Source organism: Cereibacter ovatus (assembly GCF_900207575.1).
Lineage (GTDB): Bacteria > Pseudomonadota > Alphaproteobacteria > Rhodobacterales > Rhodobacteraceae > Cereibacter_A > Cereibacter_A ovatus.
The window spans coordinates 31,567-49,690 of record NZ_OAOQ01000018.1 but is presented as its reverse complement, the minus strand read 5'-3'; the positions used below and the strand labels follow the sequence as shown (position 1 = coordinate 49,690).

Here is an 18,124-nt window from a genome sequence, read left to right as displayed (position 1 = left end):
GCACGAGGATCGGGTGAAACTGGTCACCGGCGGCGCGATCTCGGGCGCGGGGGCCTATGGCACGCTGCGCGCCGACGATCTGGTGTCGCAGATCATCGTTTCGGAAAATGCCCGTGTGATCGCGGGCGGCGAGCTGGAACTTGAAGCGACCGGAACCGGCACGACCAAGCTGCAATCCTACAGCGAGACCTTTGGCGCGGCGACGGTGGCCATCGGCAGCGCCACGACCATCGTGACCCCGATCCAGCAGATCCTGTTCAAGGCGGGATCGTCCACGGTGTCGGAAGGCAACATGTATGTCTCGGCCGGGTCCAACAAGGATCTGCTGCTGCCGGATCAGAGCTACACTTCGCGCGTTGACAATTTCGCAGGCTCGCTGATCCCGATCGACGACCTGAAGACCGTGGCGCTGTATGAGGCCGACAACATCGTTCACATCCAGACCGGCGCACGGCTGGAAAGTTTCGCCAACATCGACCTGAACGCCGATGGCTGGGGCGATGTCGGGGTGACGGGCGTGGCAAAGGCCACGAACTGGACCTCGGCGGTGGCCAGCGCGCTTGGCGGCGGAAATGTCGGTTCCGGCAACGGCGCGCGGCGGGCGGAATCCTTTGGCGCGGTCATCAACGATGGCAGCATCGTCACCGGCCAGCGGCGCAACCGCATCCTTGTCACCAAGCTGAACGACAAGGGCGAGACAGTGGTGGACACCGTGGCCACGACGGCCACCGGCTATCGCACCACGCTGGACGAGGCCGGCCTGCCCACCATCACCTTCGCCCGCTCGCGCACCGGGCTTGAGGCGCCGCAGTTCGTCGAGATCCAGAAGGCGCGGGCCAATCTGGCGATCTATTCGGATTCGAACAACCAGACGCTGAAGACCTTCTACACCGAACAGATCAAGCGGCTGGAAGAGGAACTTCTGATCCTTGGTCTGGCCGAACGTCGCGGGAACACCGTGGTGCCCACCGCCCCCGAGGTCGAGGTCATCACCATCGCCCCGGTGAACGCGCAGGCGGGCCGGGTGCGGGTGCTGTCTGACTATCTGTATGGTGCCGGCACGTTCGATGTGCCGAAAAGCGCCCGGATCGAGATCCAGCACAATTCCCCCGCGCAACTGGTGATCGAGGGAATGACGATCCCGATGTTCAACGGCGGGATTTACTTCAACGGTGCGGATGTGACCAAGGACGCGGCCGATATCGCCACCGTCCGCAGCCGGATCAACGCCGAGAACCTCTTCAACGTCGATCAGAACAACAGCACCTACAACAGCGACGACAAGCTGGGCCGCCATTCGGGCAGCGCGCCGCAGGCGGGCTTCTCGTTGTCGACGGGATCGCTGGGCAGTGACGACACCCAGCCCGAGATCATCATCAATGTCGCCAATGTGGCGCTTTATGCCAATCCCGCGACGGGGGCGGTGCCGCCGGCGCAGTCGATCACCATCAAGGGCGACATCATCGCACCCACCGCGAAACTGAAGGTCAGGAACCCGTCGAACGGCGGGTCGATCCTGATCACCGGCGAAGTGCAGGTCGCGGCCCTGATCCTTGAGGCGAAGTCCTCGATCACCATTTCCGGGGTGCAGCAGGCGCATACCTCGGGCGATCCGGTGGGCAATTTCGTCCCGCTTTACGGGCAGGGCACATCCGCCGCCATCGTCACCGGACCCGAGTCTTATTCGCCGGCCGTCACCAGCCAGCCCAACATCGTGGCCGAAAGGGTCACCATCGACGCCGAATACATCAACCTGAACGGCCATATTCAGGCGGGCCGGAAGGTCTTTACCCTGACGCTGGACGACGAGGTGGCGCGTGCCATCATCACGGCCCAGCGCGGAGGGGCGAACTATACCACCATCGAGCTGGCCTCGGCCCCCGATTTCACCCTGATCTATGACCGGCAGGCGGCGGCGCTGATCGTCAAGCCGCTGCGTCCGGGTGGCGGCGTGATCGACCTGACCGGCCGCATCGTCAACACCGGCTTTGGCCGCCTGACCGCCAACGGCGGCTATCCCGAGATCACGATCACCAACCCGCTGGAGATGAACCGCTTCGCCACCGCATGGGATCTGGTGGTCGAGGATCTGGATGCCGACCGCCGCGGGGTGGGCCAGATCAAGATCGCTGACAAGCAGCGCAACCTTGCCTCGCTTTACACCGTCAATGCCGACGGCACGGTGAAACTGGAAACGCAGGGCCTGTCGGGCGGGGCGGGCTATGTCCTGACCCAATTCGGCGCGATCAGGGACATTCCCGATTATACCCCCGCCAGCGGCATCCGTTACGGCTGGGCCATCGGCGAGGAAACCCGCACGCGCGAAACCGCGCGCTGGCAGGAATCGAACTGGCTGGGGATCTTCAACCTTGGATCGCGCGGGATTCCGGTTCCGCCAGTGACGCAGACACTGGCCTCGGCGCTGGTGCCGAACTCGAACTATTTCTTCATGTCCAGCGACACGCGGGCCTATACCTACAACCGCGACGAGGTTGTGACCAGCGCGACCGACTGGAAGCAGACCTATTACAACGTCCGTTCCAGCTGGTATGGCAAGAAGACCTACACCTACCAATACAACCGGAACGTGGGCAAGTTCATCACCCACTCGCACACGATCCGCGCCGACTATCCGGTGGACATCGACTTCCTTCACAACACCCAAGGCACGATTTTCATCGATGCCGGGCAGGCCGATCTGGTTATCGACGGACGGTTGACCAACAGCCTTGGGCAGGTCACGCTGACGTCGCAGCGCGATATCTCTGCCAAATCCACCATCGATCCGCAGTCGCCCACCGGCGACGGCCAGCCCAAGGCCAATATCGCCGCGCGCCAGATCCTGCTGACCGCAGGCGGGCGCATCGGCACCGACCGCACCGCGTTGCCGGTGACGATCACCTCTCCCGAGGTTGGCACATCGGCCACCGGCTACCGGATCGACGCCTCGGCCACGACCGGCGTCCACATCCGGCAATACATCGGGGTTCTGCGCGTCGGCACGATCACCGCAACCTCGGGCGATCGGTCTGTGGTGTCGCTGGCGGGCGATGACGGCATCCTGCGCGCGGCGGGCGGCAGCCACCGCATCACCGGCGGCTCGATCAGCCTGACCAGCGCCAAGGGTGGCATCGGCCTTTCGGGGACGGGGGGCGACCTGCTGCTGGATACCGGCGTCACCTCGGACGATGTGCTGACGGTTGCGGCGGCGGCCGATGTCTACCTGCGCGAGATCGACGATGGAAACGCCGCGCGCCCCGACGATCTGCGCGTGAAAGAGATCCGCGCCGCGGGCCAGACCGTTGTCCTGACGGTCGAGAATGGCAGCCTTGTCGACGGCAACGGCAAAGAGGTCGTGGACGAACGGGCGGTGTCCGAACTGATGGGCACGGTCTGGACCGACATGCAGCTGACCTCGGACACTGGCGGCAATGCCAAGGTCGAGGACGCCAAGACCCAGCTTCGCGCCTCAAAGACCCGGCAATATGCGACCTACTGGCAGTGGCGGGCCACGCAGGAAGCCGCCTATGACGCCTATTGGTCCACCCGTGCGGTGCAGGATGCCGCCGGGACGCTGGCCGCCGTTCTGTCCGGCGCGGCCGAAATCAGCCTGACCGCCGCGCGCGAAGCCGAACTGCTGGCCGAATACCGCACCGCGATCCTGCGCAATCTTGAACCGCGCCATGGTCTTGTCAGCGGCACCGCCGCCGCCGGGGCCGAGGTCCGCGTGACATGGGGCGGCACCGTTCGCAGCGTGACGGCGGGCACAGACGGCGGCTGGACTGCCGCCTTCACCCAGACCGAGATGGACGGCGTTCTGGCCGGTGCACTTCCGACGGTCTCGGCGGGGGCTGCCATCGTCAGCACCCAGCGCGGCACCACCGACCCCGAGGTGGATCGCGTGGCGCAGGCGCTTCTGGCGGCCTATCGCAGCCGCGCCACGGCCGAGTTCCTGGCCCTTCACGGCGTTCTTGGCGATGCCACCTATGGCGCGGTTGCGGGCACTGCGGCCGCAGGCGCCGAGGTCACGGTGACATGGGGGACTGCGACACGGGTCGTTCTGGCTGATGTCACCGGGCGCTGGTCGGCGGGCTTTACCCATGCCGAGGTGGGCGCGCTGGCCGAGGCCAGCCAGCCCACTTTGTCCACCGGCGCGATCCTGACCGCCACCCGCGGTGCGCTGAACGTGGACTTCCGGTCCTCGCTCTATCTTGACCGGGTGATGGTGGACGAAGCCGACCTGCGGCTGGCCGACGGCGATATGGTTTCGCTTCTGCGGGTGCAGACCGAAACGGCGCTGACCGCCACCGACGCGCATGCCACGCTGGTGCGCGCCAGCGCGGATCAGCTGGCGGCCGCGATCGCGCAGTCTCAGGTTGCGCTGACCACGCTGGTCAATTCCCGCTCGGAACAGTTCCGCGGCCTGTCAGAGGAATTTGCCGACAGCACCCACGCCACGATTGCCGGCACCGGCACCGCCGGCGCGACCGTGACCGTGGTCTGGAACGATGTCAGCAAGCAGACCACCGTCTATGGCGATGGCACCTGGGCGCTGGCCTTTACGGCGGATGAGATCGGCCTTGCCGCGGCCGAGACCGCAGTCAGCGCCAGCAGCGGAACCGTCAAGGTGACGGCCCGCGCCATCGCCGCGCTGAACGACGCCTATATCGTGCCGCTGACCGAGACCGAGGCGGCGACGGTCGCAGGCTCGATCAAGATCTGGTCGTCGGATGAGCTGGTCTATGGCTTTGGCGCCGGGCTGCTGAAGCCGGTCACCGACACCAATACCGCGATCGAGGATGCCAACATCGTCGCGGGATCGTTCTACTTCACCGTGAAGGGCAACGTCGGGCGGACCGAAGGGCAGGAACTGATCGACCTGACCAAGGATCTGACCGGGCCGCAGCGCCTGCTGATGGCCGCGGCCGAACGCAGCGACGTGAACTTCCTGACCACTGACCGCATCGCGGCGACGGTGGATTTCAAGATCACCGGCAACAGGCTGGTGCGTCGCGCCGAGACCACAGGCGCCGCCTTTGACAGCGTGTTCAAGGCCGGCGATGTGCTTCAGATCGAAGGCAACACCGCAAACGCCACCGAAACGCGGTTCTTCACCATCCACGCGGTCAGCGCCGACGAAATCGTGTTCACCGCGACCGGGCGGACGGTCGCCAGCACCGAGTTCAACGTGGGCGTGATGCTGTCGGCGGTGTCGCTGAACCCGATGGGCAATGACGCCAGCGCCATGGTCACCATCGACCCCGACAACCTGCACCGGATCACCGTGGCGGGCGGGGCGATGTTCACCGGCCTCTCGGTGGGCGACCGGGTGGTGCTGACCAACTTCAGCGGCACCGCCGAGGGCATCACGCTTGCCAGCAAGCGGCCCTCGGTCAACGTCAACACTGCGGCCGATCCCTATACCGTCACCGCTGTCGCGGACGACGGCTCCTGGATCGAGTTTACCGAAAGCCTGAAGGCCGAGACCCAGATCGCGATCAACCTGCGCCAGATTGTCGATCTGAAATGGGTTCAGATCCAGCTTCGCGACGATTTCAACATCACCGTCACCGACCGGGTGAAGGGCAGCGCCGGCGGCGATACCTTCCTTTCGTCGGAAAGCTCGATCAAGCTGGATCTGGTGACGGCGGGGGCTTCGGCGCGGATCAAGGCGGGCGACAGCCTGACCAGCCTGCTGTCTGGCACATCCGAAAACCTGATCGCGCAGAAAAGCGTCGTGTTCGAGGCCGGAACCGGCGGCATCGGCGCCGCGGGGGCGCGGCTGTGGTATGACATTCAGGGTGGCGCGGCCTATTCCATGACCGCGCGGGCGAATGGCGATGTCTGGCTGGGCGAGACCGCCGGGCATGCGATGATCGGCTCGATCTATTCCAAGACCGGGAATGTGGATTTCCGGGCCATCGGGCTGGATGCCGACATCGTCGACGCGACCAAGACCTCGTTCGTGAAGATCGAGGCGGATGACATCCGCCTCTGGGCCACCGGCAGCATCGGCAGTGCCTCCAACCCGTTCGAGATCGAGGCGCGCGGGCTGGGCACGGCGGCGGGCACCGGCTGGGTGACGCTGACGGCGGGCAGCGATCTGGACGACCATATCGTGGTTCACGAACAGAACGGCGATATGGTGCTGCGCAACGTCTATGCCGGCGGCGACGTGACGCTTGAAGCGGCGGTCAGCATCCGCGACGGCGTGGATCTTGTCGACGCGACCGACCCGACCAGCGCCGAGGACACAACCTCGTCGTTGCCGCGGGCCGATATCACCGCCAACTCGATCACGCTGACCGCATGGACGGGCTATATCGGCGAAGCCGGAAACGAGCTTGACATCAACATGTCGCATCGCGCGGCCGGGCTGCTGACCACATGGTCGGCACTGGACACCTATGTGATCGAGACCGCCGGCGACATCCGGCTGAATACGGTCGGCACCACCGATCCGGTGGCGCAGGTGTCCTCGGTCACGCTGACGGGCAGTTATGCGGCCGGCGACCGGATCACGCTTTCGGTGGACGGCAAAAGCGTCACGCTGACCGTGACCGAGGCCGATCTGATCGCCGGCGGCGCGGCTCCGGCCACGCTGAACGGCCTTCTGACCCGGCTTGCGGCGCTGATCGAGGCGTCGGCCACCCTTGCGCCGCGGGTTGTGGCGACCCTTCCTGCCGATGGCGTGCTGTATCTGACCGCCCGCGTCGGCGGGGCGGCGCTGGCGGTTTCGGCCAGCCGCAACGGCGCGTCGGACGGCATCGCGGTCGCGACAGTCACGGCGCCGGCGGCCGGTCGTGTGGCCTATGTCACCGCGGCTGCGGGCTCGATCCTGAACGCCACGGCGCCGGGCACATCGAACGTTACGGGCGGCAAGGCCTATCTGTTCGCCTCGCAGGATATCGGTCAGGTCGATACCCCGATCCAGACCCGGATCGGCGTGCTTCAGGGCGAATCCACGCTGGGCGACACCTATCTGGTGAACCTTGGCGATCTGTCGGTGCAGCAGTTCTACCGCGCCATCGGCAGCGCCGGCATGGCCGCGGGCGGCCAGATCCGCGTCACCGCCAAAAGCCCGGTCACCATCGCATCCGATGTGACGGCGGTGGGCAACATCATCTACACCGCCACCGACAGCGCATGGCAGGACCGCGACGACATCACCATCCTTGGCGGGGTCGAGGTGACCTCGACCGCCGGGCAGGTGTTCCTGTTTGCCGGCGACAACCTGACCGTCGCGGCGGGCGCCACGGTTTCGGGTGCCAAGGGCATCGTGATCCATACCGACATCGGCGGCGCGATCGATCCCGACGGCGGCGACATCACCATCGCCGGCAACCTGATATCGGGGGAGGGCAAGGTCTATCTGGAAACCAGCGACGTGGCCGATACGGTCGTGATCGAATCCTCGGCGGTGCTGAAGTTCGGCCAGACCCCGGTGGCGGGAACGATGAACGACTTCGTTCTGGCGACGAAAGGCGGCAATGACACCGTCACGATCAAGGCCGCCCTTTCGGCCGATCATGTCGTTCTGTCGCTGGGTGCGGGCGATGACCGGCTGACCACGACGGCGGCGCTGAAGGCCATCGGCGTGCTGGCCGCGGGCGGTGGCACCACCCGCATCGGCGGCGATGTCCGCATCGACATGGGCGACGATTCCGACAGCGCCGACACCATCTCGCTGGGCGGGGCGGTGACGGCGGCCCGCGATCTGGCCATCACCAAGCTGCCCACGACCGAACACCGCGTCACCCTTGGCATCGACAAGGACGCCGATCCGCTGGAAACCCCGCTTGGGCAGGCCGGAGAGATCACCCTCACCCCGACGCAGATCGCGGCGGGCGACATCGCGGTGACCTTTGCCGCGCCCATCGCAAACCCGGTGATCGCGCTGACCGGCCATGACGCATCGGTGCCCTATACGCTGCGCGTCACCTCTTTCAGCAGCACCGGATTCACCTTCCGGGTGGACTACTGGCCGGGTCAGAGCGGCACTATTTCCGCGAACCTGACCGTCGACTGGCTGGCCGTGACCGAGGGCACGCATGTCCTTGCCGGCGGCCGCGTGGTCGAGGCGCGTCGCGTGACCGCCAACCACCAGACGCAGGCGGTGGCCTTCTCTGCGGGCTTCACCCAGACGCCGGTCGTTCTGACCTCGGTCATGTCGCGCAAGGGCACCGAGGCGGTGGACAGCGACGGCTTTGACATCGGCACCGACGGCCTGTCGCTGCGGCTGAAGGCGCGCGATGCCGATGCCGATGGCGTGATCGCCGAGACGGTGGGCCTTATCGCGATCTCGGTCGGGATCGATGCGGCGACGGGGTCGGTCCTGCTTGAAACCGGCGTTCACGGCCTTGCCGCCACCAGCCATTCCTATGGCCAGACCTTTGCCGATGCCGTGGTTCTGGCCGAGCGTCAGACGCTGAACGACCCCGACGCCGGGCGCAGCGTGATCGTCACGGAAGGGACGGGCGCGGTCTCGGTCCTGTTCGAAGAGGAAAGTTCCGACGGTGTCCACACCGCCGAGACCATCGGCATCGTCGCCTTGCCGAAGGGGGTGTTCCCCATCGTCGCCCGCAATCCCGATCTGACCGCGCTTGTCGCGGTGGGCGATCGCGTGACGGTCGAGAGCGACGGCAGCATCGCGATCTATGCCTATCAGGGCACCAAGGCTGCGCAGATCGATCTTGCCAGGACGGATTATACCGACACCCGGCTCTGGAAACCCCAGACCGATGCCGCGACCCTGACCGGGGCGCTGTCGCTGACCACGCTTTCGGCGGCAAAGCTGACTGCGGGGCGCGATCTGCTGCTGCGCACCGGCGGCGGCGACGATACCGTGCAGATCGCCGGCGCGATCCAGGTCACGCGTGACATCCTGATCCGGATGGACCGCGGGCTTGACCGTTTTGCCACCACGGCGGCGATCACGACCCAAACCGGGGCGATCTCGGTGCTGATGGGCGACAGCCCGGCATCCGAGCGGGGGCCGTTCGCCAAGAAGGATGCGCCGCTTCAGACCGTGCTGTTCGACAAATCCGCGGCGGTCACGGCCGCGACGGATCTGACGGTGATCTCGACCGGGGCGGGCGATTTCCACCTGCTGGCGACCGGCACGGTGGCGGCGGGGCGCGATGTCCTGATCTTTAGCGCGGACGGGCGCGATCTGATCGATTTTGACCGGACGCTGGTGGCGGGCCGCAACCTGACCGCCTTGACCGGCAGCGAAAGCGACGTGATCGTGATCGGCGCCGGGCTTGAGGCCACCGCCGGCGCGATCCTGATCGATCTGGACACTGGCGCCGAAAGCGACCTGTCGCTGCGCCAGCGGTTCGAGGTGACCGAGGGCGGGATCATGGCCGGCACCAGCCTGTCGATCGCCGCCACGGGCAAATCGCCGGTGGATGTGGTGACCAAGGGCGCCATCCTTGCCGGAAGCTGGGCGCAGATCGGCCTTGGCAGCGGCAACGACACGCTGACCCATGTGGGCAGCCTGCGAACCGGCAGTTATCTTGACGTCTCGATGTCCGCGGGCGCCGATGCGGTGCTGTTCGACGGCACGGTGACTGCCGGGGGGCTGATCCGGGTCGATCTTGGCACGGGTGCGCCATCCACGCTGACCGGGGGCGGCGGTGCGCTGCTTGACCGGCTTCAGGTGACTGGCGACATGGTGGCGGGAACCTCGGTCAGTCTGCTGAAATCCGGGACCAATGGCGCCCGGATCACGCTGGACGGCAAGCTGTCGGCGGGCACTTTCATTCTGGTGCGCACGGGCAGCGGCGACGACATCCTGACCTTCAACGACAAGGTGACGGCCGGCAGCGGGCTGACGGTTGACACCGGCGGCGGCATCGACAGCGTGACTTTCGCGCAGGCGGTTCAGACGCTGGCGGGCGATGTGATGCTGACCTTTGGTGCTGTTCGCGCCGACCGCAGCCGCCTGACGGTGGCGCAGACGCTGACCTCGGCCGGGGGGATTACACTGGTCAACACCGGCACCGGCGGGCTGACCGCGACCTTCGCCCGTGCGGTGCAGGCGGCGGGCACCATCACGCTGGACACCGGCGACGGCTGGGATGTGCTGGACTTTGACGCCGCGGTTACCGCCGGCGGCAATGTCACCGTCACCATGGATGGCGGCGGCGACGTGATCAACCTGTCCACGACCGCGGGCTTCTTCGCGGTGGGGGATATCTCGGTCAACATGGGCGATTTCGACGGCATCGCCGACGAGGCGGTGGTCTCGGGCGCGCTGGTTGCCGCCGGGGCGCTGCGGCTGTCGAACCGCGGCACGGGGGCCTTTGCGCTGAAACTGGCTGGCGCGCGGCTTCAGGCCGGCGCGGGCGGGCTTTTCCTTGAAACCGGCGACGCGGCCGATGCGGTGACGCTGACGGATGCCACGCTGACCAGCGCCGGGGCGATGCGGCTTGATTTCGGCGGCGGCGCCGATGTCGTGGCGATCTCGGGCGGCAGCCTGACCGCGGCCGAGGGGCTTTCGCTGCTGTCTGGCGCGGGTGCCGACCGGGTGACGGTGCAGGGCGCCAGCCTTTCGGGCAAGACGGTCAGCCTTGACATGGGCGAGGGCGACGACCTGTTGATCCTGTCCGATCTGGCGGGTCTGCATGGCGCGGCCACCGTCCTTGGCGGGGCCGGGCTGGACGAGGTCCAGATCATCCGCCTGCCCGCACAACGGGCCGGCGACACGCTGACCATCGACGGCGGCGAGGGCAGCGATACCGTCCGCATCCAGACCCACGGCAGCGTCTCGGGCACCGGGATCAGCTATGACATCGCGGTGCGCGACAGTGGTGCCGCCAAATCGGGGCTGGATCTGCTGGATGTGCGCGGCACGGACGAGGCCGACCTGTTCCTTGTGCGCGACGGCGCCTTGGCGCTGCGTCACGGCACAGTCGCGCAACTTGAGGCCGGGACGCTGCCCGCCGATCAGGAGCGCGTGCTTTATGACGCCAACCAGAACGGCGGCCTGTGGCTGCGCAGCTTTGGCGGGGCGGATGTCGTCGCGCTGGACGATACCGCGACCAGCACGGCGGTCGATACCGGCAGCGGTGCCGACCTTGTGCGCGTGGGCCAGCTTTACGCCACGAAACCTGCGGTCAGCCTTGCCCCGTCGGGGGCGACGCTGTCGGGCACCGTCACGCGGGCGGTCTCGGGCGGGTGGCTGTCCGATGGTGTCTCGCATGCCACGCTGATCCGCACCGGCGACGGGGATGACCGGATCGAGGTGAACGCGAACGCGGCGCCGCTGCGGATCGAGGCCGAGGCGGGTGAGGATGCGATCCTTATCCGCAGCTTCGCGGCCGCGGACGGGTCGGGTGCGGTGATGGCGGGGGCGCTGACCTTTGCCGGGGGCGCGGGCGCCGATGCGGTGACGGTCGAGGGGACCGATGCCGCCGACACGTTCCTTGTCGAATCCGGCCGCATCCGCGGCGCGGGTCGCACCGTCGCCCTGTCCGCCAGCACCGAGATCCTGCGCCTTGCCGCGGGGGCGGGCGATGACACGATCCATGTGCATTCCACCCTTGCGGGCACCTATACCGAGGTTCTGGGCGGCCTTGGTTCTGACGAGATGGTGGTGGGCGGCCCGGTCAGCGGGCTTCGGGCTTCGGGCAGCGGCACGCCGGCGGCGGTTGCCACCGATGCGACCGATGCGCTTGTCTGGCTTGGGGCAAATCCGGGGGCGGCGGCGCTGTCCTCGACCGGGCTTGCCGTGCCGTCGCTGAGTGTTGCGGGTTCGCGCAAGCCGGACGCCATCGCCGGGGCGCTGCGGCTGGACGGGGCGGGGCAGGCAGCCCAGTCCTTCGGCCGCCCCCTTGTCATGGCGGGCGAGGCCGCACCTGCGGGCGTGACGCGCGCCTTGGCCGAGGATGCCGAAGCCATCGACCGGCTGACCGTCCGGGCCGATGCGACGCAGGCCGCAAGCGGGGCGATGGCCACCGCAAGCCTTGGCGGGCGGGTGTTCCAGCAGATCACAGGGCTTGGCCAAAGCGACAATTCGGTGTCGATCGCCACCGCTGCGGGCGTTCTGTCGCAGGCGCGCGGTATCCATGCCACCGCGATGGAAGTGACCGAGATCCTGCTTGGCGCGGGGGCCGACAGCTTTGCCTTTGGCGATCTGGCACGGGTGTCGGACAATTCCACGACAACGGCGCTGGTCATCCTGCACGCGGGGGGCGGCGACGACAGCCTGTCGGCGCGGGCGGTTCACGGCGCGCAGGCGCTGGTGCTTTACGGCGAGGCCGAGCGTGGCCTTGCCGCCTATGGCACTGCTGTGCTGACCGGCAAGGATGTCATCGACCTTGGCGGCCATTCCGTGGGCACGATCCTTGTCGATGGCGGTGGCGATAACGACATCGTCCTTGGCGGTGCGGGCCGGCTTGTCGCCGTGGGCGGTGCGGGCAACGACACGCTGACCGGCGGGACGGGGGCGGCGCTTCTGGTGGGCGACGGGACGCTGATCCTTGACCGCTTGACGGGCCGGGCCCGCATCGGCGCGGCGGGCAGCGTGGGCGCCGACCGGCTGACCGGAAACAACGGAGCCGACCTGATCGCCGGCGACGATCTGGTGACTGACGGTTTCGCGGCGGATGCGGCCAACCCGACCCTGCTGACGATGGCGGGTGCGGGCGGGGCCGATGTGATCGCCGCGACCGGGACCGGATCGATCCTGATCGGCGGCGGGGCTGCCGACACCATCACCGCGCCGGGTGCGCGGCTGATCATCGGGGATATCGGAACGGTCTCACTGGCCGCTGATGGCACGCTTTTGCGGGCGGTGACCGATGGCACGGCCTTTGGTGGTGCCGACCGGATCACGCTGGGCGCGGGCGGTGCGACCGTCATCGCCGGCGCCGGGGCCGATACCGTCACCGCGTCCGGTGGTCGGAATGTGCTGCTGGGCGACGATGGCGATGTGACCTTCGCGCAGGGCAAGGCCGACCGGGTTCAGGCGCTGCATTTCACCAGCGCCGGGGCGGACACCATCACCGGCGGCACGGGCCATGACCTGATCCTTGGCGGTGGCGGTGCCGATGTGCTGGCTGCGGGCGATGGCGTGAACATCGTCGTGGGCGATCTGGCGATCCTGTCGGGGCTGGCCTCGGGCGAATTGACCCCGCGCGAGGGTGGCGCCCTGATCATCCTTGCCACGGCGACCGATGCCGTGATGGGCGGGGCCGACCGGATCACCGGCGGCGCCGGGCGCGATCTGCTGATCGGCGGGCAGGGGGCGGATACGATCCTTGCCGGCGCGGGCGACGATGACATCATCGGCGGCCATTTCATCGATGCAGCCCGGCAGGATGTGGCGGCGCTGGCCTTGTCCGACGGCAACAACGTGATCGACGCCGGCGACGGCCATGATGTGGTGGTGGCCGGTCACGGCCTGATCCGCACCAGCGCCAGCGGGTTTGATCCGCGGCTTCTGACCACGGCGGGCACGGCTGCGGCCGATCCGACCGGGCGACCGGTGCGCCAGATCCTGTCCCATACCGATCCGCAGGCCACAGCGGACCGTTTTGGCAACCATACGGTTGCGGGCGGCGCGGGCGATGACATGCTGTTTGGCGGGCAGGGCCATGATCTGCTGCTGGGCGATGCCTCGCTGGTGATGACGGCCGCGGGGGCGCTGGATGCGCGGGTGGGGGCGAATGCGTCCATCCTGACCGGATCGGCCGCCTATGCCTACCTTGCCGCCACCCGCGCCTCGGCGTGGAAGGCGGTGCGATCGGCCTCGGCCACCGGGGCGCATCTGCTGATGGAGCGCAAGGTCGCGGCGGGAACCGAATGGCTGATGGGTTCGGTCTCGGCGCTGGACGGCGGGCGCAGCGATCTGATCATCGTCCGTCCGGGCGCGGGCAGCCTGCCTGCAACGGCGGGAGACAACTATATCGAGGGCGGCGCCGGCGATGATGTGCTGATTGGCGGCGCGGGGGCCGACGACCTGATCGGCGGCAGTTCGCGGCTGTTTGGCGCCTATATCGCCGCCGGCTCCGGTGCGAAGGCGGCGGCAATCTCGGCCGGGGCGGACACGATCCTGTCGGGCAATGCCGACCTGCGCGCGGCGCCGGTGGCGGGTTCGGCGCTGGTTGCCGGCAATGCGACGGTGTGGAAGATCGTCTCGGGCAGCCAGTTCGCCGAGGCGGGCACGGTTGCGGGCGTCACCCGCGCCGTCATCCGCCGCGCCATCGAACTGGCCGAAAGCGAACCCGATACGGCGGCTGTCAGCCGGCTGTTCAGTGCCTCGAAGGGCGATCATGTCGTGGCGTCGCAGGCGATGGACCGCACCTATGGCGACATGGGCGCGGGGCGTCCGGGCGTGAATGGCGCGGGGCAGACAAGCGTGGTGTCGAAACGCACCGCCGACCTTGCGCTGCTGGTCAATGTGATCGAGAGCAAGGGTCCGCAGATCTCGGCCGCAAGCCTTGATGCGGCGGGGGTTTCGGCCTCGGCACAGCAGGCGGTGGCGGTCTCGTCGGCGTCCAGCGTTCCGCTTTACCTGTATAAGCCCGCCTCGGGCGGGTTCGAGGTCAGCCAGCCCGCCCGCCGGCCCGTCACCGCGGGCGCGGCCGGGGTCATGGACATCAGCGCCAATCCGGGCGGCGGCTATGTCTATGTCGACAATCTGGGCGGCGTCTGGTTCCACGGCACGGTTCCGGTGACCGGTGACGGTGGCACCGGGGGCGGCGGTGGCACTGGTTCGGGGGGCGATCCTGTCGATCCGACGATCCGTGGTATTGGCCGCTCTGGTCAGTTCACCATCTCGGCGGCCGATGTGGGCCTGCCTGTCCGGGTCGAGTTCGGCGCCAGCATCGCCAATGCGGTGATCGCGCTGACCGGCACGCAGACCGGCAGCGAGCCCTATACGCTGCGCATCGTTGACCGCGACGAGACCGGCTTCCGGGTCGTGCTTCAGGAATGGGAGTATCAGGACGGCCGGCGCACCATGCCCGAGACGATCCATTGGCTGGCGGTCGAGGCCGGCGTTCACCAACTGGCCGATGGCCGGGTGCTGGAGGCGGGGACGGTTCTGGCCGATGTGTCCAGCGGATCGGTGGCCTTCGCCGCAAAGTTCGCCTCGGCGCCGGTGGTGCTGACCTCGGTCATGTCGGATTTCAACCCCGAGGCGGTGGACAGCAATCCGGTGTCCGTCACCGCGGCCCGGGCCGAGCTGCGGCTTGAATCCGAAGAGGCGCGCGGCAAGGCGGCCGGCAAGGAACTGGTGGGCTATATCGCGATCTCGACCGGGACGGGCACCCGGCGGGTGACGAATGCGGTGGATTCGACCAAGCGCAGCTTCGCGCTGGGCGTCGGCTTTGCCGATATCGTGGTGCTGGCCGAGGAACAGTCGGCCAAGCAGGCCGACGCCGGGCAGGTCAGGATCGGCACTGTCACCAACACAAGCGTCGAGCTTTTCTTTGCCGAAGAACAGTCGCTTGATACCGAAACCCTGCACGGCCGCGAGGATCTGGGGCTGGTCGCGCTGGTTGCGGGCGATCTGCGCGGGGTCCGCAAGGCCGATGCGGCATGGGTCACCAAGGCCCAGCTTGACGCGCTGGCCGAGGCCCGCCAGTCGCAGACGGCAGTGGTGGGCGCGGCCGGCACGATCAAGGTTGCCGGCGCCTCGGCCGGCAAGCCGATCCGGATCAACTTCGGCAACCGCATCGACAATGCGGTGGTCGTGCTGACCGGCACGCTGGACGCCATGGCCGAGCCCTACACCCTGCGGGTTCTGTCGCGCGATACCGCCGGGTTCACCTTCATCGTCGATGAGTGGGAGTATCAGGACGGCAAGCGCACCGATACCGTCACGGTGCACTGGCTGGCGGTGCAGGCCGGGGTTCACACCCTTGCCGATGGCCGTGTGGTCGAGGCGGGGACGCTGCTGGCCGACGACAGCGCCGGATCGGTCACCTTCTCGGCCGGGTTCGCCGCGGGTCCGGTGGTCGTGACCTCGGTCATGTCGGCCATCGATGCAACGGCGGTCGATGCCAGCCCGATCAGCGTCACCACCACCGGCTTTGAAGCCCGGCTTCAGTCCGAACAGGCGCGTGCGGGCTTTGACCGGGTGCAGGAACTGGTGGGCTATGTCGCCTTCGGTGCCGGCCCCAATGTCAAGACGCTGACCTCGGGCAGCCATTTCGGCATGCCGGTGGCGTTCGACGGGGCGGTGGGGGCGCCGGTGGTTCTGGCCGATACCCAGACCCGCAAGGACGCCGATCCGCAGTCGACGATGATCTGGACGGTCGCCACGCGGTCGGCGACCCTGTTCCTCAGCGAGGAACAGTCGGCCGAGGCCGATCGTCGTCGGTCCGAATTCGACACGATCGGGCTTGCGGTATTCGACAAGGGCCTGCTGACCGGAACCCGCAAGGGGGATGCGGCGCAGGTCACGGCGGCCCAGCTGGCCGCGGCAAAGGCCGCGGGCGAGGCGACGCTTGCGGTGCAGAACGCGGTGATCGGGGCCTCGGGCAAGGCCACTGTCACCGCGGCGCAGGTCGGCAAGGTGATCCGGGTCAACTTCGGGACCAGCATTGAGAATGCGGTGGTCGTGCTGACGGGTGCCACCGCCAGCACCTCTGACCCGTTCACGCTGCGCGTGCTGTCGCGCGACGCCACCGGCTTCACCTTCATGCTGGATGAATGGGAATATCAGGATGGCCGGCGCAGCGCGTCCGTCACGGTGAACTGGGTTGCGGTGGCGGCGGGCGTGCATCGGCTGGCCGACGGCCGCACCATCGAGGCCGGCACGCTTCTGGCCGATGGCACCAGTGGCGGCGTCAGCTTCAGCGCAGGGTTCGCGGCCGGTCCGGCGGTCATCACCTCGGTGATGTCGTCGCTGGATGCGACGGCGGTCGACAGCAGCGCGCTGAACGTCACCGCCACCGGCTTCGAGGCCCGGCTGCAATCCGAAGAGGCCCGCGCCGGCATCCCGCGGTCGCAGGAACTGGTGGGCTATATCGCCTTCGGGCTGGGCGGCGGCGCCGTGCAACGGATCGAGGCCGGCGCCAGCGCGGTGACGATGAAATACGGCCGCACCTACACCAATGCGGTGGTGGTGGCCGACAGCCAGACCATGCGCGACACCGATCCGCAAAGCGTGCTGATCGCCGCACAATCGACGACGGCGGCGCGGTTTGTGATCGCCGAGGAGACCTCGGTCAGTTCCAACACCGGCCGGTCGCAGACCGACACGGTGGGTGTTGCGGTGCTTGAGGCCGGTCTGCTGCGCGGGCAGGCCCTTGGGTCGGCGGCGATGGTCACGGCGGCGCAACTGGCCGAAGCGGCCTCGGCGCCGGTGTACCGCGCCATCGGTCAGTCGGGCAGCGTCACGGTCACCGCCAAACAGGCGGGCAATCCGATCCGGGTCACCTATTCCAGCCCGATCACGAATGCGGTGGTCATGCTGACGGGGTCTTACCAGTCGGGCGATCCCTACACGCTGCGGGTGGTGGCGCGTGACGATACCGGGTTCTCGTTCGTGATCGAGGAATGGGAATACCAGAACAAGATCCGGATGAAGACCGAGACGATCCAGTGGGTCGCCATCGCGGCCGGGGTGCATCAACTGGCCGATGGCCGTCTGGTCGAGGTCGGAACCGTCGAGGCCGACACGTCGGCCAGCGCCGTGACCTTCAAGGCGGGGTTTGCCTCGGCGCCGGTGGTGGTCACCTCGGTGATGTCGAACCGCGATACCAAGACGGTCGACAGCTCGCCCACGGCGATCACGCGCAACGGTTTCTCGGTCGGGCTTCAGGTCGAGAAGGGACAGGCCCAGACCCATGCGAAGGAAACCGTGGGCTATATCGCCGTGGCGCCGGGGGCATCCCTGACCGGGGGGCTTGCGACGACGCTTGGGGTGTCAAGTGTGGCAAAATCCTGGACCGCGCCTGCGGGCTTTGCCTCGCTGGTGGTGGTGGCCGATACCCAGACCCGCAACAGCCCGAACACGGCCTCGGTCAAGCTGAAGTCGCTGACATCGTCGGGGGCAAGCCTGCTGATCGAGAAGGAAGCGTCGAAAAGCGTCGATCTCAGCCATCCGACGGAAACGGTGGGGCTGCTCGCCTTCCTGAAAGGGATGATCTATGGGCTGACACGGTAG

1 protein-coding gene (cut by a window edge) is annotated in these 18,124 nt (G+C 67.7%); it reads left to right on the top strand.

Translation table 11 applies throughout. The features are described from left to right. A protein-coding gene (locus CRO07_RS15095) for an LEPR-XLL domain-containing protein (RefSeq protein ID WP_176504588.1) crosses the window boundary here: on the top strand, window positions 1–18,124 show its final stretch. The gene continues 19,211 nt to the left of window position 1, outside the view; the window shows 18,124 of its 37,335 coding nt (coding positions 19,212–37,335); its start codon lies beyond the left edge, outside the window; the stop codon is at window positions 18,122–18,124.